Consider the following 22,653-nt stretch of genomic DNA (forward strand, 5'->3'; position numbering starts at 1 on the left):
ATCAATCTAAAGCATCGGGCCGAAAATCGATATCGACTTTCGGCCCGGCGGAAATATTCGCAAAATTATGTCGGATGACCGGAAAGGGTCAGTCGAACAGGCTGGAGACGGAGGATTCCATCGCCGTGCGGTTGATCGCCTCACCGAGCAGGTTCGCAGTCGAAATGACGCGAATGTTCGGTGCGGACTGAACTGCCGTCGTCGGCTGGATACTGTCGGTGATCACCAGTTCCTTCAGCTTGGACGAGGCGATGCGGCTGACCGCGCCGCCCGAGAGCACGCCGTGGGTGATATAAGCGGTTACGCTGGTAGCGCCGTTTTTCAAAAGAGCTTCGGCGGCATTGCAGAGTGTCCCGCCCGAATCGACGATGTCGTCGATCAGTAGACAGTCCTTGCCGGTCACGTCGCCGATGACGTTCATGACTTCCGATTCACCGGCACGTTCGCGGCGCTTATCGACGATCGCGAGCTGGCAACCCAGTCGCTTGGCGAGCGAGCGCGCGCGCACCACACCGCCGACGTCCGGCGAAACGACCATAACGTTGCCGAGGTCGTAATTTTCCTTCACGTCGCGGGCGAGGATCGGCACGGCGAAAAGATTGTCCGTCGGGATGTCGAAGAAGCCCTGGATCTGGTCGGCATGCAGGTCGAGCGTCATGACACGGTTGGCGCCCGCCTCGGTGATCAGGTTGGCCACGAGCTTGGCCGAGATCGGCGTGCGCGGTCCGGCCTTGCGGTCCTGACGGGCATAGCCGAAATAGGGAAGAACCGCCGTGATGCGCTTGGCGGAAGCCCGCCGGAACGCATCGATCATAATGAGCAGTTCCATCAGATGGTCGTTGGTCGGGAAAGACGTCGACTGGATGACGAAAATGTCTTCCCCGCGCACGTTTTCCTGAATTTCAACGAAGATTTCCTGGTCTGCAAATCGCCTTACGCTGGCTTTTCCGACTGGGACATTAAGATAGCTGCAGATCGCGTCGGCCAGATGCCGGTTCGAATTGCCTGCGAAAACCTTCATTTCGGTCCGCCTGTTTTGAAGCTGGATGGCGGCCTTTTACCGCCGCTGCCCTTGAATGCAAGAGCGTTTTCGAAATGCGCACTTATTTTATGAATGAACTGTGACTTGAGGGCCAAAATACCACTCCTTTCACAACCGTAAGGCTGTTTGGCGCCACTCGAGATAACCCGATATGGTCTTGTCGGCAATCGACTGCATGACGGATGCAGGTATTGCTGCCCACGGATCAGAACTTTCAGCGGACAGCGTTTCCTGTCCCTGCATTCGGTGCAGTCTCGCACCTGCATTGTCCAGTACATCCCAGACGTAGACGACCGTGACCTTGCCGTCGTCGGCGAGGGCCGAGAAATATCCCTTGAGTATATGCTCGGTGCTCGTATCGACCGATGGCCGGATCGTCAGCCCGCTCGAACGGGCCGCTGCCGCCAGCTGGCGGGAGAGAGGCGTGACCGCCTCGACCGGAGCGCCGATGATCGGCAAGAAGCGAATGGTTCCGCCGTCATTGGCCTGTACAGACGGCAATGCTGCTTGATTTGCCGGGGAGGTGGCGGGTGCGCCGCCAGCGGAGGGCATCTGCACCAGGCTGCCCGAAGTTTGTCCCGCCCATTCCGGCGGTGGGCCTGAGGAGGACGGCGAGATGGTGTTGCCATTCTCCAAAGCCCGAGCCTGCGACTCCAGCGTGTTATTCGGTCCGCGCGAATAGGTTCTGGAAGCCGGAGGGGCAGGTCGAAACGGTGCGGGTTTATAGGTCCCGGCCATCCTGTCGGTATCGTCCTGGGTGACGGTGCTGGAGGACCGCTCCATTCCGCCGCCGATATCGACCTGCGGGGTCAGGGCATCGGTGGTGTTGCAGGCGGAAAGTCCGAGCAAGAGAACGAGAGCCGCGATGACATGCCATCTTCCAGATCGCTGCACGCATCCACCTCCCGAACACATCACCTCATGTGAACTTAGAGGCGGCCTTTCGGACGTGTCAATTGCGACAGATATTGTGATCAGCAAACGATCAGGTCGAGGCCGCGGCGTGAGAGCGGTTCCGGTGCGCCTTCGGTCGTCAAATAGGTATGGCCAAGCGTCATCGCCGTGCCGCTGTCGGAATCCATGATGATCATGTGCACGAAGAGCGTCATGTCGGCCAGGATCTCCTGCGGGTTGCCGACATGGAACATCTGCTGTTCCATCCAGGATGGCGAGAAACGGGCGCCGAGCGAGTAACCGCAGGCGTTCAGCCGGTGGCGTGACAGGCCGCGTTCATCGAGGATGCGCGCATGGGTGTCGAAGACATCGCCGAACGTATGGCCGGGACGAAGCACTTCCTCGATCGCCTGGATGGTTTCAAGACATGCCTTGTAAAGCTCGCGGTGTCGCAGCGACGGCTCACCGATCACGACCGTGCGCATCATCGCCGCGTGATAATGCGCTGAGGCGCCGGCCCATTCCAGTGTCAGCTGGTCACTGGACTCGAGCTTGCGCCGGCCGGCCTTGTAGCGGCAAAGAAGCGCGTCCTCGCCGGAGCCGATGATGAATTCATTGGCCGGGTAATCGCCGCCGCCGGAAAATACCGCGCCCTGCATGGCCGCCAGAATATCGGCTTCGTCACCGCCTGCCCTGATCAGCGGAAGGGCGGCGTCGAGCGCATCGTCCGCCAGTTCGGCAGCGTGCCTTGCGTAAGCGATCTCAGCAGGGCTCTTGACCAGGCGCAGCCTGCCGACGAGATAGGAGCCGTCGATCAACTGGCCGAAGGTGGAGAGCTGGTTGTCGATGAGGCGGCCCACACGGCCGGTCATGCCGTGGGTATCGTATTCGATGCCGATCTTGGCGCCGAGCAGATCCATGTCGCTCAGCAAGTTCTTGAGATCGAGTGTCGGATCGGCGTTTACCCGGTCTACCCAGATGACGATGTTTTCGATGATCGAGGTCTGGCGTGCCTGGCGCAGATCCGCCGAGCGGGTCAGCAGCGTCATCGAGCCATCAGCCTTGACGATCAGCGTCTGGAAGAAGCAGTAGCCGAACGTGTCGTAGCCGGTGAGCCAGTACATGCTCTCCTGGGCGAACAGCAGCATCGCATCAAGCTTCTGCTCCTGCATCTCGGCCAGAAGCCGGTTCAGGCGAGCGGAATATTCATCACGTTCGAATTGCAGGGCCATTTCAATCCTCCCGGATCGCGATTGCGGAAATCTGACGGCCGTAATCCGGCTCTTTCGCATGGGTCGTGCGCCGATAGGAGAAGAACCTCTCCGGATCGGGATAGGTGTCGAGGTCAAGGTTTTCGGCGCGCACACCGGCTTCGGTGAGGCGCCTGACCGTCAATGACGGAAGGTCGAACATCGCGTGACCGGGCTTGTCCGAGGCTGAGAAGAAAACCTCGTAAGACGGATCGACGGCTTTGAAATTGGCAACGAATTCGGGTCCGACCTCATAACTTTCCGGACCGATCGACGGGCCAAGTACGGCGGTGATCCTCGAACGGTCAGCGCCGAGTGACACCATGGCTTCGACGGTGTTTTCGAGCACGCCGTGGAGCGCGCCTTTCCATCCCGCATGGGCGGCACCGATCACGCCCGCCTCGGCATCGGCAAAGAGGATCGGGCCGCAATCGGCGGACAGAACCCCAAGCACGATGCCAGGCACATTGGTCACCATCGCATCGGCCTTCGGCCGCTCGCTTGCCGCGGATTGTTCATCAACGACGATGACATCAGGCGAATGGATCTGGTGGAGGGTCGCCAGTCTGTCGAGCGGCAGGTCAAACCATGCCGCGACGCGGGCGCGATTTTCGATCACCCTGTCCCTGTCGTCATCAGAGCCTATGCCAACATTCAAGCCTGCATAGATTCCTTCGGAAACGCCGCCAGTTCTGGTGAAAAAGCCGTGCCGGATGCGTGCACCTGCCCGTTCGCGCAGCAATGTGCTTTCGATCGGCAGCGGCAGGTCGTTTTTCGGCATGTGCGTTTATCCTGTTGATTTTACGAGGTAATGCACACGAACGCGTCTGCTTCTGCCGACGAGAGTGGCGCAGAAACCGCCAACCTGTCAATGCAGTTCGGGCAAGGATCAGTCGATTGCACGGAACGGCATGAGCTTCACCGCCGGGCTCGAAACGGCGATGACCTTGAACAGTTCGCCCATCTTGCCTGCGCCTTCTCCGGCCAGCCTGTCGACGGCTGCCGCGATGAGGCGCTGTTCGGGCGGGTCCTTGTCGCGGGCGAGAGCCGTGGCGCGTTCGGCCAGGCCAAGCCCGTAAAGAAACTCACCCTGACGCAATCCTCCATTCAGATGAACGCCGCTTGCCACGGCAACCTTGGCAAGATCCTCGAAATCGACGTGACTGGTTAGGTCTGCTTCACCCGGATGGGCGAATGGCGGATCGAAGTCATGGTTCATCACGGCTTGCAGCGTGTCCCCGAAGCCGGTCACCATGTGGCCGTAGTCGATAACGAGGGCAGTGCCGCCTTGTTGCAGCAGGCGCTCGCAAAGGGTCTGCATCACGGCCTGACGTGCGGGCGCCACTTCGAAGATGGTGCCATCCGGAACGGCGCTGGTGTGCGGAGGCAGTAGCGCCGGATCGACGGTTGCAACGCCCGCCGCAAAGGCGAGTTCGTCATCGATACCCAGACCGATCAGGCGCTCGCGAAAGCCCGTCGCTGTCTTGATAAACTGGCGGATCGGAATGGCGTCGAAAAGCTCGTTCGCGACGATCAGGCAGAAGCCGTCGGGGATTTCTTCAAAACTGTCGTGCCAGCTGATCTTGGTCGAATAGGCTTCGAGCGTCACCCGCTGGACACCGCGAAGGCGTTCGCTGGTTTCGACGAGATGTACGGTCATCTGATCGAACAAAGCAGGCGCTATACGTCTGATCACACGCAGCATGTCGGCCATCATCGTGCCGCGACCCGGCCCGATCTCGACGAGACGAATTTCGCCGGGCGTACCGTGCTGCTGCCAGGCATGCACCATGAAGATGCCGACCATTTCGCCAAACAACTGGCTGATCTCGGGGGCGGTTATGAAGTCCCCGTGGCGGCCGAACGGCTCGCGTGTGCGGTAATAGCCGTATTCCGGATCGGCGAGGCAGAGCGCGAAATAATCCGTGACGCTGATTGGTCCGTTGGTGCGGATCAGGTTCTTTATCTTGTCGGCCAGGGGAGTATTTGCGGGCGTGCTCATGATGGGCGTGTCCTTCAGGCCTCGGCCGTACGGGAGGCAGCGAGTGCGCGCAGGGCAGCCCAGAGACCGATCAGCACCATCGGCGTCGATAGAACCATGCCCATGGTCAGCCAGTTCGTTCCGAGAAGATAACCCAACTGTGCATCCGGCTCACGGAAAAACTCGACGAAGATGCGTGAAAAGCCGTAACCGATGACGAAGACGCCTGCCACGAGGCCTGGCTTCTTCAAGGCCTTGATGCCGAAGATCAGGGCGGCGAGCAGCAGAAGAAGGACGATGCCTTCCAGGCCGGCTTCGTAAAGCTGGCTCGGATGACGTGCGAACGGGCCGCCGGTTGGGAAAACGATCGCCCAAGGCGCGGCGCTCAGCCGCCCCCAGAGTTCGCCATTGATGAAGTTGGCGATACGTCCGAACAACAGACCGAGCGGCACGACGGCTGCGATGATATCGAACATGCTCCAGACGGGAATGGCGTTCTTGCGCGCAAACAGGATCATCGCGACGATGGCGCCGAGAAGGCCGCCATGGAAGGACATGCCGCCGTTCCAGATCTGGATGATGCGGATCGGGTTCTCGATCATCACCGAGAAGTCATAGAAGAGGACGTAACCGGTGCGGCCGCCGACCACGATGCCGACGGCGATCCAGACCAGAAAATCGTCGAGATGAACTTTCGTCATCGGTGCCGCGTCGCCCTTCCAGAGCGTCGGCCTATCGACCAGCTTGCGGGCATAAAACCACCCGATCAGAATGCCCGCCACATAGGCGAGGCCGTACCAATGAACGGCAAGAGGCCCGATGGAAAAGGCCACCGGATCGATATTTGGAAACGGCAGAATGGCAAGAAGATTCAATGTTTCGTACAATGTTTGTTCCCGGCGTGACCGACTTGGGCGGACCATGGCCTTACCAAAAGTGGCGGTCAAGCTGGAATCGCACAACCGGTTACCACAACAGTGGATGGCGCTTGCAACGGACAGCCGCTAGCCCTACTTCCATTGTCATGGACAAAAGATATGCCGGGGCATTTCCGCCGGCTTCAAGGAGATGACGACATGTCGACCGGAACCAACCGCATTTTTGACGATTTCGCGAAGCTGATGACGGATGCCGCAGGCGCAGCCCAAGGCGTGCGCAAGGAAATGGAAACGGCTTTCCATGCCCAGGCCGACCGTTTCCTCAACAGCATGGATATTGTGAAGCGCGAGGAATTCGAGGCTGTCCGCGAGATGGCGGCACGCGCCCGTGACGAAAACGATGCGTTGAAGGCGCGCATCGAAGCTCTCGAAGCAAAGCTGTCGGCACAGCAGGGCTGATCGCGAACTCTCTCGATCATCCAGAATCAATCGGCCTCCCATGTCCGCATGGGAGGCCGATTCGTATCTGCCGTTAACCTTTGTGTGCCGCCTTGGAGCAATGTCCCCTGGCGGTGAAGTGTAGTTCTCCTCAAAAAAGTCTGGCCTGTGGACACTTCCGAAAAAGGTAAGCGACAGAGTCAGTTACTCATCTCCGCTGACCTCCGGCACGAACCGTTCCGCCCGTAACCCACCGAAATAATGGGGGGAGGGGCTGGAAGCTCGAAGTGGTCTAGCTACACTGATTTTAAATGATGATTCGAAACGGGCTGGTAAGCTCCAGGCAGGGTTAGAGCGTTAATCTGGCGGCGCCGTAAGATCATCGGGAGTGTTGTTTCCGGTTAACTGTTCGCGTGTTGGCGTTTTTCGCAACTCCGCATTCATTCCGGTCTAAAAGGTGCCGCATGAGCCTCATGGAATTGGAAATTGAACGTCAATCGAATCCGGTCGACATGATCGAATTCGTTGCTGCGTCCAACGACTGGACGTTCGAACGATCCGGCGAAGACGAAATCGCAATGACCGTCGAAGGTCGCTGGACCGACTACCACGTTTCCTTCTCCTGGATGGAGGATTTCGAGGCGCTGCATCTGGCCTGCGCGTTCGATCTCAAGATCCCGGACATCCGCATGAACGAGATCCTTCGCCTGCTGTCGCATGTGAATGGTCAGACGCTGATGGGCCATTTCGACCTGTGGCGTCAGGAGGACGTGATCATCTTCCGCCAGTCGCTGCTGCTCGCCGGTGGCGCAGAGCCGACCAACCAGCAAGTGGAAGTGCTGCTTTCCAGCGCGCTCGATGCCTGCGAGAGCTATTATCAGGCATTCCAGTTCGTTGTCTGGTCGGGCATGGAAGCCAAGGCGGCCATGGATGCCGTCCTGTTCGAAACCGTAGGCGAGTGCTGATAATGACTTCTGGCAGTGGATCGATCGTGCTTGTCGGTGCCGGCAATATGGGCGGCGCAATGCTGTCCGGCTGGCTGGACAAGGGCGTTTCCGGCGATCGGATCACGGTCGTCGATCCTTCTCCATCCGACAGGATGAAGGCGAAGATCGTCGAAGCCGGGGCGCGCCATGTGACGGCGGTGCCGGAAGGTTTCAAGGCCGATATTCTGTTCCTTGCGGTCAAGCCGCAGATGATGGACGTGGTCCTGCCGCCTTTGAGGCCGGTCGTCGGCGATCAGACGGTTATTGTCTCCGTCGCGGCAGGCAAGACGCTCGTCTATCTCAAAAGCCATCTCGATGACGCCGCCATGGTTCGCGCCATGCCGAATACGCCGGCGATGATCGGTCGCGGTGTTACGGGTGCTTTCGCCAATGCGCGTGTCAGCGATGTGCAGCGTGAGGCGGTCGATGCTCTTCTGCGGGTCAGCGGCCCTGTCGAGTGGGTCGCAACCGAATCCGATATCGACGCGGTTACGGCCGTTTCCGGCAGTGGACCGGCCTATGTGTTCTATCTCGTCGAGTGCATGGCAGAGGCAGGCCGCAAGCTGGGCCTGCCGGCGGACCTCGCCATGCGGCTCGCGCGGGAAACCGTCTCGGGGGCTGGTGAGTTGTTGAACCAGTCCCCGGAGGACGCGTCGCAGCTTCGCAAGAACGTGACTTCGCCCGGCGGCACGACCGCTGCCGCTCTCTCGGTGCTGATGGCGGATGACGGCATCCAGCCGATCTTCGACAAGGCGATTGCCGCGGCTCGTACTCGGGCCGAAGAACTGGGTAACTGATCTATTATGACGGACGAAATCACTTACGGCGACTTCGAGAAGGTCGATATCCGGGTTGGGACGATCGTCGAGGCGGAGCCGTTTCCCGAAGCGCGCAAACCGGCCTTCAAGCTGAAGATCGATTTCGGTCCCGAGATCGGGATCAAAAAGTCGTCGGCGCAGATCACTGTGCACTATACGCTGGAATCACTGATCGGCCGTCAGGTGCTGGGCGTCGTGAATTTTCCGCCGCGCCAGATCGGCCCGGTGCGGTCAGAGGTACTCACGCTCGGTTTCGAGGACGAAAACGGTGCGATCGTGCTGGCCTCGGTGGAACAGGGCGTTCCGAACGGGCGGAAGATGATGTGATCGGCTTGCGGGGTTTCGGTTATGTTTCCGCTCGAGCTGGAACACGGCGCATTTGAAACCCGGTCTTCGACTGTTCGAAACCTGCACCGAGATAAAAGTCCAATGTTTCACGTCGCTTCGAACCGGTCATGAGCATGACCTTGTAGCAGCCTGCCTTCCATGCGGCTTCAGCTGCGTATAGCAGGACCTGCCTGCCAAAGCCCCGATTTCGATATTCGCGGTGCGTAACAACATACTCGATCAAACCATACGGTGTCCCGCCGTGCGTGAGGTTGGGGACAACGACTAGCGTGCATGATGTCGCCAAGGCGTCGCCTGCCTGTCCGACTATGATCATGCTTCCGTATAGGCTCGGAACCGTTCAAATACGTCCTGCGCCAATTCAAGGTGAGGCTTTTCGTCCCCTTCGGCCAAATGTTGGTACAGTTCCATAAGCGCGGGTAGGTCGCGCTAATGAGCTTGTCGGATATCCAAAGACGTTGCGCTCATGGTCCGCCCTTTATGCCGGAATGCGCACGATAGCCCTCAAGCCGCCGCTCGGGCTGTCGCCCAGCGTGACGTTGCCGCCATGGGCACGGGCGATGTCGCGGGCGATGGCGAGGCCGAGGCCCGTGCCGGAACTATCCAGATTGCGAGCCTCATCGAGCCGGTAGAAAGGCTTGAAAACCTCCTCTCGCGATTCCGAGGGGATGCCGGGACCGTCGTCGTCCAGTGTCAGGGTGAGCCACTTGGCGCTGTGTTTTGCGTGAATGTGCAGGCTCTTGGCATAACGTTCGCTGTTGGACACCAGATTGCCTGCTAGCCGGGTAAAGGCGTTCGGCCGTACCGCGATTTCGTCCTCGCCTTCGATCTCATAAGTGAGTTTGCGGCCGCGCAGTTCGAAATCGTTGCGAAAGCGGTCCAGCAGCTCGCTGAGTTTGAGCGTACCGAAATCCTCCTCGCCCTCGCCCTTGGCGAAGGCCAAATAGCCCTCCAGCATGGACTGCATGTCGTTGACATCTTCGGTCATGCCGGAGAGTTCCGGCTTGTCGCCGGCAAGCGCCAGCTGCAGCTTGAACCGGGTAAGGATGGTGCGAAGGTCGTGGCTGATGCCGGCCAGCATCGCGGTGCGCTGTTCCATCTGACGTTCGATGCGTTCGCGCATCTGGATGAAGGCGAGACCGGCGCGGCGGACCTCGTCGGCGCCACGAGGGTAAAAACCTTCCGTTTTCTGGCCCTTGCCAAAACTTTCGGCGGCAACGGCAAGCGATAATATGGGGCGGATCTGCCCGCGCAGAAAAAGAATGGAGATGATCACCAGAACCAGGGCGGCACTTACCATCCATACCAGGAAGATGTGGGTGTTGGATGCATAGGTCGAGCCGCGGCTGACGAAAACCCTGAGCACCCGCTGATCGAACTTGATGCGGATTTCCACGAGCTTGCTGTCGCCCACCGTATCCAGCCAGAACGGCATCTTGATCTGCTGGGTAATCTGGTCGGTCAATATACCGTCCAGGATCGAAAAGAAGGGGCGAGGCCGTGGCGATGGCAACTGCCCGTTCTCTTCCACCGCGATCGTCAGGCCCAGTGTCTGGTCGGCGATCCGCGTGATCTGGTTGTAATTGCTGTCCTGGGGATAGCTGCGAATGATCTCGATTATGGCGGCGATGTCGCGCACCGTGCCGTCGGACAGACGCTCGGTGACCATGCGCCAGTGACGCTCCATGAAGACAGCAGCGACCACGGTCTGCAACAGCAGCATCGGCAGGATGACGATCAGCAGGGAGCGGGTATAGAGACCCGTGGGCAACCAACGGCGTAGCCAACGGGTGAACGGGCGCCAGCCCGGAATGCTGAGCGCTGCCGCGTTCTGTCTCAGCGTGTCGAAAAAAGCCATTGCCGCTCCATTGCCGCCCGTTGCGGGAGGCTAGTCGATGCTCAGCCTGTAGCCGATGCCTCTCACCGTCTGAAGATAGACCGGATTGGCCGGATCGTCTTCTATCTTCCGCCGCAGGCGGTTGATCTGCACGTCGATCGTCCGTTCCCCGACATCGGAATCGTCCCCGATCAATTCGTGGCGGGGGATCGTATCGCCGGCGCGCAACGCAAAAAGAAGCATGATTTCCTGCTCCCTGTCGGTCAGGCGAATGGTTTCGGCTGCGCGCCTCAGTTCCTTGCGGGAAATAGAGAAGGTGAAAGGTCCGAAGATCACCTGTTCGATCTTCGGTGTTTCCGACGCGCTGCGGCGCAGGATGTTGTTGATGCGCAGGACCAGTTCGCGCGGGTCGAACGGTTTTGCCAGATAGTCGTCGGCGCCAGCCTCCAGCCCCTCGATGCGGGATTCTGCCTCGACACGCGCCGTCAGAAGGATGACCGGGATCGTCTTTTTCTCGTAGAGCGATTTGGTCAGCGACAGGCCGGATTCGCCGGGCATCATCACGTCGAGGATGATGAGATCGAAATGCAGGCCTTCAAGCTTGCGCCTGGCTTCGGCGGCATCACCGGCAATGGTGATGCGAAAACCCTGTTCGGCGAGGTAACGATTGAGCAGATCGCGGATGCGCTTGTCGTCATCGACGATCAACAAATGAGGGGCGTCGTCCGTAGGTGGTGTTTTCGTCATAACGGCATCCTACACGTCGTCGTTTGCCGGCGGCAGGCTTTCGTCGCGGCCAAGCATTTTTTTCAGGAATTCCTTCACCGCCTCGCGATTGCTGGGGGTCAGATCCTCCATGGCATTGGCGATGCGCAAAGATTGCGGCTCGGATAGGGCAAGCGCCAGTTCGCGGCCGGCCAAAGTAGGGTAGAGGCGTCGCTCACGGCGGTCCTTTGCGCCAGCCATCTGGCGGATATACCCGGCCTCGATGAGATGTTTCAGGACGCGCGAGAGGCTCTGTTTGGTGATCTGCAACGTATCGAGAAGATCGCCGACCATCAGACCCGGCTGACGGCTGACGAAATAGACAACGCGGTGATGCGCCCGTCCCATGCCGATCCTGGCCAGAATGGCGTCAGGGTCCGAGAGGAAATCGCGATAGGCGAAAAAGAACAATTCGATTGTGTCGAAGTCGATCCGGCTTTCATCGACCGCCGGCATGGGCGGCAGATCTTTCCTGACGGGTTTGGCCGCCATTGATCGAGACACGTGCAGTTCCTTTCCACTGTGCGGCGCCAACACCTGCGCCGCATACCCTTATGATTGTAATGCGTCGTGCTCGATAAAGCGCGATCGGCTTGAACAATCAACAGAATTTGTATGATTTCCATGGCGAGCATCCGGGGAAGGATGCCATGCCGGTCGTCGGACGCATAATATCCGGCGAGCAAGTTTTGGAGCGGCAATGTCCAAAGCTCGCGGCTTTCTACGATCCTCCCAGATCTCCCTTGTACCAAGGTTCATGGAACCTAAAGCCGCGCTACTCATTATTCCGGCCAGAGAGTTTTGGAGAGCCATCATGCAGACCTATTCAGCCTTGCCGCCGATCACGATGGACAAACCGGAGCCGCATCCGTTGCGCGCCGTTTTCGTAACTGTGATCACGCTCAAGCTTGTCGTTTGCGCTTTCCTTCTGGCCAACGCGTCTCTCGCTCCCCCTGTCGCCGCCGACACGCGCTACATGGTTGCTGCCGGCGAGTGAATTTTAGGCTGCTTTCTCTTGCGGTAGCCGCTATATCCGGCGGGTAATCAAGCCAAGGCCGGAGATCATGGGAAAACTTCAAGCCGGGATCATTCCCGTTACTCCGTTTCAGCAGAACTGCACGATCTTTTTCGATGACGAAACACGCGAAGGCGTGGTCGTCGATCCTGGTGGCGACGTTTCGCTGATCGAGCAGACGGTTCGCGAGAACGGCTTGTCGATCAAGGAGATATGGATCACGCATGGCCATATCGATCATGCCGGTGGCGCAGACGAACTTCGCGAAATCCTCAAAGTGAAGGTGATTGGCCCGCATGAAGCCGATCTGCCGCTGCTCGAGCGATTGGATACGCAAGCCCAGTCGTTCGGCGTCAGGATGGAAGCGCGCAACCTTGTGCCGGACCGCTGGCTGACAGACGGTGATACCGTGTCCTTCGGCGATCATGTTTTCGAAGTCTACCATTGCCCAGGCCATGCGCCTGGACATGTGATCTTCTTCAATCGCGCGCAACGTTTCGCGCATCTGGGAGACGTTCTGTTCAACGGTTCCGTCGGTCGTACCGATCTGCCGGGAGGCAATCACCAGACGCTGCTGGCTTCGATCCGGGACAAGGTGCTGCCGCTTGGCGACGATGTCGGGTTCCTGTGCGGCCATGGGCCGGGTGGGCGGATCGGAGAGGAGCGGAGAAACAATCCTTATCTGCAGGACATGTATTCGGCGTCTGCCAACGAGCAGCAAAAGCCGTCATCCGGTTCGTAAAGACAATATCACGCCGAGATTACGGAGTTTCACAAGGAGTGTGAGGCGCTCGGTCGAAATTTCTGGTATAAAAAAACCCGGCAATCTTGCCGGGCCTCAACTTGGGTCAAAGCCTCGCAGGCTTAGCCATCGATCTGCAGGTTAACGGCCTTTGGGCCCTTACCGCGACGATCAGGCTCCGTGTCGAAGCTTACCTTCTGGTTTTCCGAAAGACCGGACAGGCCAGATGCCTGGACGGCAGAAATGTGGACGAAGATATCGGCGCCGCCATTATCTGGCTTGATGAAGCCGAAGCCTTTGTCAGTATTGAAGAATTTTACAGTGCCAGTTTCGGCCATGCATCAGGTCCTTTTCTCTCTGTCCGTGTTCAGCGGCGGACAGCACAACACTATTGCCCCGAGGGGCGGCGGCAGGCAGCTTTAAGAAAGGGTCCCTGTGTTACCGCGGCGAATGTCAGGAATAGATTTTTTCAAATTGTCCCCGTTTCTACCGCCCGAAGTTTTGGCGCCTTCGGATCGCATTATTATAGGTCTTCCCATGCTCGTAAATTGCCCGAACTGCGGCAGATTGCTGTGTTTATAGGGAATTGGCAAGAAAAAGTTTTGCGAAATTGCGCCGTCAAGTTGAAAAGGCAAACCCGCGGAAGCCGTTGGAACATAGGCGTTTTCGCCGACTCGACAGCTTTGGCGCTATAAAGTCTAGTTGGCTATCATTGATTGTATTGAGCAATGTGCCGATTTGGCACAGGTGATACTGTTACCTTTATTTCAGCAGAGTGGATTAGGAGAGCATTCCTTCAATGTGGCTTGCTCTGCGTTTCCGGCTCGCAATTTGGCCGCATTCTTCGTTTCCCGGTTTCGGGTTTTAATGTTTGAGCTGGTGACACGAATAGGTTGTGCGGACGTTGAGCCGGCTTCAATTACCGCACTTGCTGCCGGGGTGAGTGTTCACGGACTTTGATAGGTCGTATTCAAGCTTTCCGCTTGAAAGAGAGGGCGTCATTCGACATACCACTTCGGGCGATTTTTTTGACCTTCGCCGCGTTGCAACAGCTCTCAGGACCTCAATTATGGCCTTTCTCGCCGATGCCCTCTCCCGTGTAAAGCCGTCCGCCACCATCGCCGTTTCGCAGAAAGCGCGGGACCTGAAAGCGAAGGGCAGGGACGTGATTGGTCTCGGCGCCGGCGAGCCTGATTTCGACACGCCCGATAACGTCAAGCAGGCGGCGATCGATGCGATCAACCGCGGTGAGACGAAGTACACGCCGGTTTCGGGTATTCCTGAACTTCGCAAGGCGATCGCGGCAAAGTTCAAGCGCGAGAACGGCCTCGACTACGACTGGCAGCAGACGATCGTCGGCACCGGCGGCAAGCAGATTCTTTTCAATGCCTTCATGGCAACGCTTAATCCGGGCGATGAAGTCGTCATCCCGGCTCCTTACTGGGTATCCTATCCGGAAATGGTGGCGCTGTGCGGTGGTACGCCGGTTTCGATTGCCACAAAGCAGGAAAACAATTTCAAGCTGACGGCAGAAGAGCTCGAAAGCGTCATTACCCCGAAGACGAAGTGGTTCATCTTCAACTCGCCGTCCAACCCCACCGGTGCTGCGTATAGCGCTGCCGAGCTGAAGGCGTTGACAGACGTCCTGCTCAAGCATCCGCATGTCTGGATCCTGACCGACGACATGTACGAGCACCTGACTTTCGGTGACTTCAAGTTCGCCACTCCGGTGGAAGTGGAGCCGAAGCTTTACGATCGCACGCTGACGATGAACGGCGTTTCCAAGGCTTATGCGATGACCGGCTGGCGTATCGGTTATGCAGCCGGCCCGATCCAGCTGATCAAGGCCATGGACATGATCCAGGGCCAGCAGACCTCTGGTGCCTCGTCGATTGCCCAGTGGGCTGCTGTTGAAGCGCTCAATGGCCCGCAGGACTTCGTCACCAGGAACAAGGCAATCTTCGAAGGCCGCCGCGACCTCGTCGTGTCGATGCTGAACCAGGCGACCGGCATTGTTTGCCCGAAGCCGGAAGGCGCTTTCTACGTCTATCCGTCCTGCGCCGGCCTGATCTGCAAGACTGCGCCGTCGGGCAAGGTCATCGAGACGGACGAAGACTTCGTGTCCGAACTGCTGGAATCCGAAGGCGTCGCCGTCGTTCACGGTTCGGCATTCGGCCTCGGCCCGAACTTCCGCATTTCATACGCGACGTCGGAAGAACTGCTGGAAGAAGCCTGCAAACGCATCCAGCGCTTTGCCGGCGCCTGCAAGTAACGTTTCGGCATCAATGCAAGAAAAAGCCGCTCCTTTTCGGGGCGGCTTTTTCGTTTGTAGATCTGCAATGGACGACCGCGTTTAGAAGCGGCGGCTCAGCGAGATCTTGAAATTGCGGCCGGGCATGGCGGCAATTCCGTCGCTAAGATAGGGCTCGTATCTCTTGTCGAAGATATTCTCGACGGACGCGTGCAGCTCGGTATCCTTCATGAAGCCTTCCTTGGGCGTCCAGTCGAGAAAAATGCCATGAACGGCGTAACCCGAGCTTTCGGGCCGCGCATAGGTTGAGCCTAGATACTGCCGGATAGGTGTCTTATCCTGTGCCTTCACGAAGGTGCCCTTCCAGCCGAAGGATAGATCCCAATCGGGTATCTTTGCTCCGAGCATGAGATTGGCCGTGGTCGGCGCCAGATCGTTGATATAGGTCTTTGGTCCGAGGATATCGTTTACAGCGCCATGGCGAGTACCCGTCATTATCGAGAAGCCGAGATCGGCAAACATCCTGTCGTTTTCGTAGTGCGTCTGGATTTCCAAACCGGACGTATAATAAGCAGGGGTATTCCAATACCAGTCCACACCACTTGCGCCCATGCCTGACAGGTTCCTGCCGCCGAAACGCCGTGTTACGGGATTGGTAACGTGATTGTTGAAGACGGCGACCCGGGCGGACAGCGTATCGCCGGACGTCATCATGTCGTCGAAAATGAAATCGACGCCTAGATTTATCGTGTTGTTGCGTTCGATATGCAGCTCGCGGCTGGTGGCCGGTGCAGTGGTGGTGCCTTGAGTAGAGTAAAGTTCATCGATATTGGGCGCGCGCATGGCGTAAGCCCAATCAGCGAACAGACGAATATTCGAAGTTGCCGCCCAGGCCACGCTGACAGCGGGCGTAAAGCCGGAATGGTCGACTGCCGAATAATCATGGCCGAGTGCCGGATTGTTGTAACGCGGGGCTGCGTTCGGCACCCCTTCGGAGCGAACCCAGTCGAAGCGCAGCCCCGGTGTCAGTGTCAGGCTGTCGGCCAGGCTGATCGTGTCACGGACAAAGGCCGACACGGTGTCCTGCGTGCCTTCGGGCATGAAATAGGGGGCGTAGTAACCGTAGTTATACTCGGGCTTCGTGCTGTTGGCGATGTCGAACATGGAGATGTCGCGCTTGTGCGCATTGTATTGCAGGCCGTAGTTGAGCGCATGCCCAAAACCGCCAAGATCGAAGTTTGACGTGTTTTCCAGTTCGACGTGGATATCCGAATAGGACGCATCGTTTTCATAACCGCCGACGGAGGCGGAAGGCGTTTGATTGCCGTGACGCGTTGCATGCTGTTGGGTAGACGAATAGCTGGCCATGAAGCGCGTGTTCACGAGATCGCTGTCACCGCTATATTTATGTTCGAAGGTCGAGGTGAAGTCCTTCAGTTCCCGCCACGCCAGGCGCCGCCTCAGCGCTTCCTGATAACCGTAATTCTTGATGTCATTGGCAATGGGATCAATCTGACCACGGATGGCGGCGACCGGTCCCCAATTGTTGCTCTCACCATAGAGCACGGAAGCCTTAATCTCGTGGCCGTCGAATTCTGCGCCTACTTTGCCCATGCCTGAGGCCAGTTTCTCATCGGAAAACAGAAAGCGTTCGCCGCCACCGATCCGCATGTCGTCGCCCTTGCGCCATGTCAGCGAGAGGAGGCCGTCATAGGTGACCGGCGTTCCGAAATCCGAGCGGCCGTAGAGGGCGCCGGTTTCCAGGAATTGCCTGTTGGCCGTCTGATAGGCGGTCTTGCCATAGAAACCCCAGGTCTGTCCCGGTTTCAGCATGTCGGCGGCATCCTTGCTGTCCATGCGGATGGTGCCGCCGAAGCCGCCATTGCCGTAACGCACGGAGGTTGCGCCCTTTTCGATCTCGACGCGTTTGAGCAGTTCCGGTTCGACGAAGATCGTGCCCTGGTCGTATTTTTCGAAGTTCTTCGGAGCGCCGTCGAGCAGGATGCGTGTGTCCGACTGGCGAGCGAAGCCGCGTATGGCAATGGTCTGCCCCTGAAGCCGTACGCCGCCACCCATGGATACGCCCGGCGTGTAGTTGACAAGCTCAGGAATGCTTGCTGCCTGCATTCGCGCCATTGTTTCTTTGCCGATAACAGCCTTGCTCGGGTCCCCGGCGCCATAATAATTGCCGCCCGTGAGCACGATAGGCTCGAGTGCTGTCTGCTCGCCTGATGCCAGGTCCGCACCATTAGCCTTGCTCAACGTCACCATCGACGTGCCGGAATAGCGGTATGAGATGCCGGTACCAGCGAGCAGCCTGGAAAGTGCCGCGTCCACGGTCAGATTTCCGGAAACGCCTCGTGTCGGGATGCCCTGCGTTATCGAAGCGTCGAAAGCGATTTGTAACCCCGCCTGTCCGGCCAATGCATTGAGCGCCCTGGTCAATGTGCCGGCCGGTACGTCGATCGAAATGGCCGCGGTTTGCTGGGCGCGTGCCGTTTCCATCGTCGAAAATAATGCGGCACCGCTCAGAAGAACGGCAAGCAGCCGGCTGTGTCTGCGCATGCTGCTGTGTCTTGTCGAATGTGTCATTTGCCCCCGGACCTGTCCGTTTAAATGTGCTTCTGCCGGGTTGACGGACGGACATGCAGCTTTGGGACACGTCTGTGAAAAAAATTATTGGCGCAGGATCGTCAGGTATGGGCCAAGCCGGGTAATCCTGATGCCGATGGCGTTCGCAAAGGCGTCCAGTGCCGTGTCGGGCCGGGCCAGATCAAGGCTTCCCGAAATTCTTCTATCGGCGAGATAGGACTGGGCGATGACGATCCGGCCGGGAATATAGCGGTCGATCTGTTCCACCACTGACGACAGAGGGCTGTTGTCAAAGATGATGCGGCCCTGCCGCCAGGCGGTTGCGGTGTCGATGTCCGCCGCTGCCGCCGTATAGAGGTGGCCATCGAGATCGTAGGAAATCTGCTCGCCTTCCTGCAGCCGATGTGCGCGATCTCCGTCCTCGGGCGCGACCATGACGGCATGTTCCGTAACGACCACCTTTGTGCCCTGCTGCGTGAGGTTGATGTCAAAAGCAGTGCCAAGCGCCGTTGTGGTTCCTGCGCCAGCTTCCACAACGAAGGGGCGCGTCGGGTCAGCCGCAACCTGGAAAAAGGCCTCGCCCCGCAACAGGCTTATACGACGCTGGCTTTGCGAGAGGTGGATGGCGATTGCGGATTCGGCGTTCATCTCGACAATGGAGCCATCTGCCAATGTTACGCTTTGCTGCTGGCCTGTGCCTGTGATGACATCCGCACGCAAGCGCATTGGTCCATCGGCCAGGGCAAAGGCTATCGAGCCTCCCAGAACCAGCAGCAGGCCCGCCACGACGTTGCGCCGGCGTAGCAGCGGCTTGTGAGCTGCGTTGCGGGTGAAGTCGAGGTCGCTGGTGAGGAGATGGCTCGCATCGCCCATGGCTCGACATGCCCGCTCGTAAACCACGGCTCTATTAGGGTCTTCGCCAAGCCAATGCTGAAAACGCTGCGTTAGCACTACGTCATCAGGATTTTCCTGAAGTCGCAACATCCAGTCGATTGCCTGCGCCCGCAACTTCTTCTCGCTTGTCTTTGCGTCCGTCATGCTCAGAGCGTGTCTTCCAAACGATCCAGGCAATGGAGATAGGCTTTTCGCAGATGGCGATCGACCATGTTACGGCTGATTTTCATGCGTTCGGCAATCTCGTCGGCTGGAAGCTTGCCGACACGGCTTGCGATGAAGACGCGTCGTCGCTGTAGCGACATTTCCATGATCGCCACTTTCAGTATGCCTATGCGATGTTCGAGGTCCAAAGTCTGGTCAGGAGATGCGATCGGTGCACTGACCTGCAGCGCTTCCTGTTCGCTGCCGGAGAACAGGCAGGATTCGAAACGCTCGCGGCGAAAGCGGTCGATGCCGAGATTGATGCAGGCCCGGATCAGAAAGGCTCTCAGCGACGTTTTGTTTTCGAGGGCGCTATGCCGCTGCCGCAGACGGACATAAACGTCGTGAACGATTTCCTGGGAGTTTGCCGGGCTATGGCCTCGTCTGCGCACGCTTCCGCAAAGCTCGTCATAATAGGCGAGAACAGCCCGATCCAGCAGCGGGTTTTCACCGGCCGAGGATGCGTATTCATTTGCGGAGGGGGCGCTGAAATGCGCTGTCATAACAGTCTCGGATACGAAAGCCGAAGGGCGGATTGCCGTCTCTTAGAGGACGAGAAAACCGAATGCAACAAATATGATTATTTTTGTCATGTTTTTTGAGGGCTGCCGCATGCGTGCTTAAATGGACACCAGGCGACATAAAAGCCGCCCGGTGCCATGACCGCCTAGGTCTTGGTGAGCTTGATGATGGTGGATTGCCCGCCGCCTCGCTGTTCTGTCACAGCATAAACTGCGCCGTCCGGCCCCACTTTGACGTCGCGGATCCGGGCATCGAGCGGCACGCGTTCCTCATGGGCCACCCGGTCGCCATCCATGTGAAGAACAACGACGCCTTGGCTAACGAGGCCGCCGACCAGAAAGGCGTTCTTCCATTCGGGAATGGCATCGCCGTCATAAAAAGCCATGCCCGAGGGGCCTATTACCGGGTCCCAGTAATAGACGGGCTGCTCCGTCTGGGCATTCTCGGTGATGCCCTTGCCGACTGCGCTGCCGCTGTATTCGACACCATAGGTGACTTCCGGCCAGCCGTAATTTTTGCCGGGTTCCGGCCTGTTCAACTCGTCGCCGCCACGCGGGCCGTGTTCGACTGTCCAGAGGCGTCCCTGGCCATCCAGCGCGGCGGATTGCATGTTACGGTGGCCAAGGCTCCAGATTTCCGGCTGCGCGCCTTCTGTGTTGACGAAAGGATTGTCGGGCAGGGCTTTTCCGTTCATATCGATCCGGAAGACTTTTCCCAGCCCGCTGCCGAGTTCCTGTGCCTGCACGCGCGGTTCGCGGTCGGAGCGTTCCCCAACCGTCACGTAAAGTTCGTTGGCCGGACCGAATGTAAGGCGTGAACCAAAATGCGAACGCCCGTCGTAAGCCGGTGTCTGGCGGAAGATGACGTTGACGTTTTCAAGCTTGCCGCCGCCGTTGTCGTCGGCCACGAGTTTTGCCGAGGCGACCGATGTGCCGTTGCCGTCCTGGCGTGGTTCCGAGAAGGAAAAGAAGATCATGCCGGACGTGGCGTAGTCCGGCGCCAATGCAACGTCGAGCAATCCTCCCTGGCCGCCGAATGCCACTTTCGGAACGCCGGCGATTGCCGGGCCGGCCTCACCTTCTTCCGAGATGATGTGCATGGCGCCCTGTTTGGCGGTGACCAGCATGCGGCCATCGGGCAGAAACTCCATCGCCCACAGATGCGGTAGCCCTTCGGCCACAACTTCGGTGGCGATCTTCGGTATCGATGCGGGCTGTGGCGCGCGCGTCTGATTTTCGAAAGCGGGCTTCTGGTTGGGAGCGTTGGCGCGCCCGGTTTCAGCGGGCTGGTTCGCATTCTGAGCGAGGGTCGGAGCGGAGATGAGTGCGGATGAAATCGCCGTGCAGGCGAGCAGGAGGCTGAGGCGTTTCATTCTATCTCCCTTCAAAATGGACGTCGTGATTCAGATAGGGTGGTCAGACCGAAGTGCCGAACACGGTCCGATCAAGTTTAGTTTATGGCGTCGGTTGTCGGGGCGGTGGGCTTGAGAGATTGAATCCGCAAAATCATTCAGGCTGTTGATCCGGATGTTTTTTCCGTCATAGCCCCAGGAAGGTCAGCATCACGAAGGTGGCGAAAAGTACGAAATGGGTCATGCCCTCGATCGCGTTCGTCTGTCCGTCATTGAGGTTGATTGCAGCAACAACGAGCGTGATCGCAACCATGACGGTCTGTACCGGCGTCATCGCCATGATGAAGGGCTGGCCGGTGTAAAGCGCGATCGCTTCCATGACGGGTACCGTCAGGATGACGGTCGAAAGCGAGGCTCCCATGGCGATGTTGACGACCGACTGCATGCGGTTCTTCAGCGCTGCGCGCAGTGCCGTCAGGATTTCCGGTGCAGCTGAAATTGATGCGACGACGACGGCCATTAGCGCGGGTGGTGCCCCTGATCCTTCCAATCCCTCGTTGAGGAAAGCCGACATGAATTCGGCCAGGAAGCCGATGATCAACACGCCGATCAGGATTATGGCAATGGAGACGCTCGCCGGCTCGTTGCGAGCCTCTCGCTGTTGCGCGGCTTCCGGCTTTTGGCCAGCCGTGGCGGCCCCCTTCGAGGCGGAAACGGGAGCGCCGCTGGTGCGAGTATAGCTGTAGCTGAAGAAATAGCTGTGCGTGCCCACCTGCATGCGCAGGAACACGGCATAAAGAGCGATCATCGCGGCGATGGTGAAGGCGGAATAATAGTGCCATTTTGCTTCCGGAATGAATTCCGGAACGATCATCGATATGCCCATGGCCGTGAGGATCATGGCGCTGTAGGTGCGGCTCGAGTCATCGTTATAGGGCTGCTCGCCATGCCTGATGCCGCCGATCAGGGCCGCGAGCCCGATGATGCCGTTGATATCCAGCATGACCGCCGAATAGATCGTATCACGCACCAGTGTCGGTGAGGTGCTGCTTCCCATCATGATCGCAAGGATCAGCACTTCCACCGCAACGGCAGAAAGGGTGAGGATCATCGTGCCGTATGGGTCGCCGACCTTGTGGGCCAGCACTTCCGCATGATGGGCAACGCGGGTGGAGGTCATGACGATGACGACGATGAGGGCGCAGGCCGCAATCATCGATACGAATTGTCCTTGCTCGAGAAGAGTGTGCTCGAAAAGGTAGGACAGGACCGCAAACCCGAATGCGATGAGAAGAAAACTCTCCTGTTTGACAAGTGACATCATTCTCTACGCGCGCTCCTTTTGATGGTGGTGATCTAACGCTGCAGCGCACCGCATCAAGCGCGCTGTGCCACGGGGTAGGGCATTTGCGCTATTTGGATGATAATGCCATTATTTCGTTTGTGGCCTGGAACTTTGCTTCGGTATTCCGCATCTTCACCACGGTGCCGTAGCCGGAAAGATTTTCCGACATGTATTGTGATGCGGCCACGCGTAAGGAGGAAGTATGACCAAGGTCGTTTACAAGATCGTGCCGCATGACGGCGGTTGGGCCTATCGTCTCGGCGACGTTTTCTCCGAGACTTTTCCAAGCCGATCGGATGCAATGCAGGCTGCCCGTATCGTTGCCGCGGAGCAGCAGGTGGGTGGCGAACCGGAAGAGATCAGCTGGCAGGATGATAAGGGTGCCTGGCATAGCGAACACAGCGACGGCGGCGATCGCCCGGAAGCAGAAGTTCAGGACGGTGACGGAGAGACGGCCGGCGCGCGATAGCAAGCACTTGCCGTGAGGCTTTGCGAGATTT

The 22,653-nt window shown here is 58.5% G+C and carries 24 protein-coding genes; 8 read left to right on the forward strand and 16 right to left on the reverse strand.

What is annotated here, in order from left to right; translation table 11 throughout:
• Positions 1-88: 88 nt before the first annotated feature.
• From FHP24_RS17485 to lgt, 6 genes are all read right to left on the reverse strand, one after another.
• Positions 89-1,021 carry a ribose-phosphate pyrophosphokinase gene (locus tag FHP24_RS17485; protein WP_139677498.1) on the reverse strand — a complete coding sequence of 311 codons (933 nt, stop codon included), beginning with the start codon at positions 1,019-1,021 and terminating at the stop codon, positions 89-91.
• A 129-nt stretch (positions 1,022-1,150) separates the two neighbouring features.
• Positions 1,151-1,936, reverse strand: coding sequence for a hypothetical protein (locus tag FHP24_RS17490; protein WP_246091793.1), 786 nt, complete (start codon positions 1,934-1,936; stop codon positions 1,151-1,153).
• Positions 1,937-2,016: 80 nt separating this feature from the next.
• A complete protein-coding gene (locus FHP24_RS17495) occupies positions 2,017-3,168 on the reverse strand; it encodes a M24 family metallopeptidase (RefSeq protein ID WP_139677500.1) in 1,152 nt (383 codons plus the stop codon).
• A 1-nt stretch (position 3,169) separates the two neighbouring features.
• The gene (gene pgeF / locus FHP24_RS17500; protein WP_139677501.1) at positions 3,170-3,967 is read right to left on the reverse strand and encodes a peptidoglycan editing factor PgeF; all 798 of its coding nucleotides are present in this window, start codon (positions 3,965-3,967) and stop codon (positions 3,170-3,172) included.
• Between the two features lie 108 nt (positions 3,968-4,075).
• Complete coding sequence (locus FHP24_RS17505; RefSeq protein WP_139677502.1) at positions 4,076-5,188, reverse strand: class I SAM-dependent methyltransferase; 1,113 nt, start codon at positions 5,186-5,188, stop codon at positions 4,076-4,078.
• 14 nt (positions 5,189-5,202) lie between these two features.
• Positions 5,203-6,054, reverse strand: coding sequence for a prolipoprotein diacylglyceryl transferase (gene lgt / locus FHP24_RS17510; RefSeq protein WP_246091795.1), 852 nt, complete (start codon positions 6,052-6,054; stop codon positions 5,203-5,205).
• Positions 6,055-6,243: 189 nt separating this feature from the next.
• Here lgt and FHP24_RS17515 point away from each other — a divergent pair, with 189 nt between their 5' ends.
• The 4 genes from FHP24_RS17515 to FHP24_RS17530 all read left to right on the forward strand — a co-directional run bounded on the left by FHP24_RS17515 (position 6,244) and on the right by FHP24_RS17530 (position 8,614).
• Positions 6,244-6,504 carry an accessory factor UbiK family protein gene (locus FHP24_RS17515; RefSeq protein WP_139677504.1) on the forward strand — a complete coding sequence of 87 codons (261 nt, stop codon included), beginning with the start codon at positions 6,244-6,246 and terminating at the stop codon, positions 6,502-6,504.
• 443 nt (positions 6,505-6,947) lie between these two features.
• Positions 6,948-7,448: a type III secretion system chaperone family protein gene (locus FHP24_RS17520; RefSeq protein ID WP_139677505.1), complete on the forward strand. Its 501-nt coding sequence runs from the start codon at positions 6,948-6,950 to the stop codon at positions 7,446-7,448.
• A 2-nt stretch (positions 7,449-7,450) separates the two neighbouring features.
• Positions 7,451-8,266, forward strand: coding sequence for a pyrroline-5-carboxylate reductase (gene proC, locus FHP24_RS17525; protein ID WP_139677506.1), 816 nt, complete (start codon positions 7,451-7,453; stop codon positions 8,264-8,266).
• A gap of 6 nt (positions 8,267-8,272) precedes the next feature.
• Positions 8,273-8,614, forward strand: coding sequence for a tRNA-binding protein (locus FHP24_RS17530; RefSeq protein WP_139677507.1), 342 nt, complete (start codon positions 8,273-8,275; stop codon positions 8,612-8,614).
• Positions 8,615-8,633: 19 nt separating this feature from the next.
• On the opposite strand, the gene FHP24_RS17535 is transcribed toward FHP24_RS17530, so the two are convergent.
• The 4 genes from FHP24_RS17535 to FHP24_RS17550 form a co-directional block, all read right to left on the reverse strand.
• Entirely contained in the window at positions 8,634-8,951 is a 318-nt protein-coding gene (locus FHP24_RS17535) for a GNAT family N-acetyltransferase (RefSeq protein WP_210237842.1), read from the reverse strand.
• A gap of 162 nt (positions 8,952-9,113) precedes the next feature.
• On the reverse strand, positions 9,114-10,493 hold the full coding sequence (locus FHP24_RS17540; RefSeq protein WP_139677508.1) for an ATP-binding protein: 1,380 nt from the start codon (positions 10,491-10,493) through the stop codon (positions 9,114-9,116).
• 30 nt (positions 10,494-10,523) lie between these two features.
• Positions 10,524-11,219: a response regulator gene (locus FHP24_RS17545; RefSeq protein ID WP_139677509.1), complete on the reverse strand. Its 696-nt coding sequence runs from the start codon at positions 11,217-11,219 to the stop codon at positions 10,524-10,526.
• 9 nt (positions 11,220-11,228) lie between these two features.
• On the reverse strand, positions 11,229-11,729 hold the full coding sequence (locus FHP24_RS17550; RefSeq protein ID WP_139677610.1) for a MarR family winged helix-turn-helix transcriptional regulator: 501 nt from the start codon (positions 11,727-11,729) through the stop codon (positions 11,229-11,231).
• A gap of 322 nt (positions 11,730-12,051) precedes the next feature.
• On the opposite strand from FHP24_RS17550, the gene FHP24_RS17555 reads away from it, so the two are divergent.
• Both FHP24_RS17555 and FHP24_RS17560 read left to right on the forward strand, forming a co-directional pair.
• The gene (locus FHP24_RS17555) at positions 12,052-12,234 is read left to right on the forward strand and encodes a hypothetical protein (RefSeq protein ID WP_139677510.1); all 183 of its coding nucleotides are present in this window, start codon (positions 12,052-12,054) and stop codon (positions 12,232-12,234) included.
• A 67-nt stretch (positions 12,235-12,301) separates the two neighbouring features.
• On the forward strand, positions 12,302-12,994 hold the full coding sequence (locus tag FHP24_RS17560; RefSeq protein WP_139677511.1) for an MBL fold metallo-hydrolase: 693 nt from the start codon (positions 12,302-12,304) through the stop codon (positions 12,992-12,994).
• Between the two features lie 122 nt (positions 12,995-13,116).
• Here FHP24_RS17560 and FHP24_RS17565 read toward each other — a convergent pair whose 3' ends face one another.
• A complete protein-coding gene (locus FHP24_RS17565) occupies positions 13,117-13,332 on the reverse strand; it encodes a cold-shock protein (RefSeq protein WP_112456660.1) in 216 nt (71 codons plus the stop codon).
• Between the two features lie 731 nt (positions 13,333-14,063).
• On the opposite strand from FHP24_RS17565, the gene FHP24_RS17570 reads away from it, so the two are divergent.
• The gene (locus FHP24_RS17570; protein WP_139677512.1) at positions 14,064-15,266 is read left to right on the forward strand and encodes a pyridoxal phosphate-dependent aminotransferase; all 1,203 of its coding nucleotides are present in this window, start codon (positions 14,064-14,066) and stop codon (positions 15,264-15,266) included.
• 81 nt (positions 15,267-15,347) lie between these two features.
• Here the strand turns inward: FHP24_RS17570 and FHP24_RS17575 are convergent, their stop codons facing one another.
• From FHP24_RS17575 to FHP24_RS17595, 5 genes are all read right to left on the reverse strand, one after another.
• Positions 15,348-17,810 (reverse strand): TonB-dependent receptor, encoded by a 2,463-nt coding sequence (locus FHP24_RS17575; protein WP_246091796.1) that lies wholly within the window; start codon positions 17,808-17,810, stop codon positions 15,348-15,350.
• Positions 17,811-17,921: 111 nt separating this feature from the next.
• Positions 17,922-18,875: a FecR family protein gene (locus FHP24_RS17580; protein ID WP_139677514.1), complete on the reverse strand. Its 954-nt coding sequence runs from the start codon at positions 18,873-18,875 to the stop codon at positions 17,922-17,924.
• Between the two features lie 2 nt (positions 18,876-18,877).
• Positions 18,878-19,438: an RNA polymerase sigma factor gene (locus FHP24_RS17585; protein WP_139677515.1), complete on the reverse strand. Its 561-nt coding sequence runs from the start codon at positions 19,436-19,438 to the stop codon at positions 18,878-18,880.
• Between the two features lie 164 nt (positions 19,439-19,602).
• Positions 19,603-20,829 carry a PQQ-dependent sugar dehydrogenase gene (locus FHP24_RS17590; protein ID WP_139677516.1) on the reverse strand — a complete coding sequence of 409 codons (1,227 nt, stop codon included), beginning with the start codon at positions 20,827-20,829 and terminating at the stop codon, positions 19,603-19,605.
• A 166-nt stretch (positions 20,830-20,995) separates the two neighbouring features.
• A complete protein-coding gene (locus FHP24_RS17595) occupies positions 20,996-22,132 on the reverse strand; it encodes a calcium:proton antiporter (protein WP_246091797.1) in 1,137 nt (378 codons plus the stop codon).
• Between the two features lie 223 nt (positions 22,133-22,355).
• Between FHP24_RS17595 and FHP24_RS17600 the strand changes: the two genes are divergently transcribed.
• Positions 22,356-22,622 (forward strand): DUF2188 domain-containing protein, encoded by a 267-nt coding sequence (locus FHP24_RS17600; protein ID WP_139677517.1) that lies wholly within the window; start codon positions 22,356-22,358, stop codon positions 22,620-22,622.
• Positions 22,623-22,653 lie beyond the last annotated feature (31 nt).

The organism is Aliirhizobium smilacinae (genome assembly GCF_006335145.1).
Classification (GTDB): Bacteria; Pseudomonadota; Alphaproteobacteria; order Rhizobiales; family Rhizobiaceae; genus Neorhizobium; species Neorhizobium smilacinae.

Coding starts and splice junctions, on each gene's coding strand:
- FHP24_RS17485 (WP_139677498.1), bottom strand. CDS start 1,021: ATGAAGGTTTTCGCAGGCAATTCGAACCGGCATCTGGCCGACGCGATC.
- FHP24_RS17495 (WP_139677500.1), bottom strand. CDS start 3,168: ATGGCCCTGCAATTCGAACGTGATGAATATTCCGCTCGCCTGAACCGG.
- pgeF (WP_139677501.1), bottom strand. CDS start 3,967: ATGCCGAAAAACGACCTGCCGCTGCCGATCGAAAGCACATTGCTGCGC.
- FHP24_RS17505 (WP_139677502.1), bottom strand. CDS start 5,188: ATGAGCACGCCCGCAAATACTCCCCTGGCCGACAAGATAAAGAACCTG.
- FHP24_RS17515 (WP_139677504.1), top strand. CDS start 6,244: ATGTCGACCGGAACCAACCGCATTTTTGACGATTTCGCGAAGCTGATG.
- FHP24_RS17520 (WP_139677505.1), top strand. CDS start 6,948: ATGAGCCTCATGGAATTGGAAATTGAACGTCAATCGAATCCGGTCGAC.
- proC (WP_139677506.1), top strand. CDS start 7,451: ATGACTTCTGGCAGTGGATCGATCGTGCTTGTCGGTGCCGGCAATATG.
- FHP24_RS17530 (WP_139677507.1), top strand. CDS start 8,273: ATGACGGACGAAATCACTTACGGCGACTTCGAGAAGGTCGATATCCGG.
- FHP24_RS17535 (WP_210237842.1), bottom strand. CDS start 8,951: ATGATCATAGTCGGACAGGCAGGCGACGCCTTGGCGACATCATGCACG.
- FHP24_RS17540 (WP_139677508.1), bottom strand. CDS start 10,493: ATGGCTTTTTTCGACACGCTGAGACAGAACGCGGCAGCGCTCAGCATT.
- FHP24_RS17545 (WP_139677509.1), bottom strand. CDS start 11,219: ATGACGAAAACACCACCTACGGACGACGCCCCTCATTTGTTGATCGTC.
- FHP24_RS17550 (WP_139677610.1), bottom strand. CDS start 11,729: ATGGCGGCCAAACCCGTCAGGAAAGATCTGCCGCCCATGCCGGCGGTC.
- FHP24_RS17555 (WP_139677510.1), top strand. CDS start 12,052: ATGCAGACCTATTCAGCCTTGCCGCCGATCACGATGGACAAACCGGAG.
- FHP24_RS17560 (WP_139677511.1), top strand. CDS start 12,302: ATGGGAAAACTTCAAGCCGGGATCATTCCCGTTACTCCGTTTCAGCAG.
- FHP24_RS17565 (WP_112456660.1), bottom strand. CDS start 13,332: ATGGCCGAAACTGGCACTGTAAAATTCTTCAATACTGACAAAGGCTTC.
- FHP24_RS17570 (WP_139677512.1), top strand. CDS start 14,064: ATGGCCTTTCTCGCCGATGCCCTCTCCCGTGTAAAGCCGTCCGCCACC.
- FHP24_RS17575 (WP_246091796.1), bottom strand. CDS start 17,810: ATGCGCAGACACAGCCGGCTGCTTGCCGTTCTTCTGAGCGGTGCCGCA.
- FHP24_RS17580 (WP_139677514.1), bottom strand. CDS start 18,875: ATGACGGACGCAAAGACAAGCGAGAAGAAGTTGCGGGCGCAGGCAATC.
- FHP24_RS17585 (WP_139677515.1), bottom strand. CDS start 19,438: ATGACAGCGCATTTCAGCGCCCCCTCCGCAAATGAATACGCATCCTCG.
- FHP24_RS17590 (WP_139677516.1), bottom strand. CDS start 20,829: ATGAAACGCCTCAGCCTCCTGCTCGCCTGCACGGCGATTTCATCCGCA.
- FHP24_RS17595 (WP_246091797.1), bottom strand. CDS start 22,132: ATGATGTCACTTGTCAAACAGGAGAGTTTTCTTCTCATCGCATTCGGG.
- FHP24_RS17600 (WP_139677517.1), top strand. CDS start 22,356: ATGACCAAGGTCGTTTACAAGATCGTGCCGCATGACGGCGGTTGGGCC.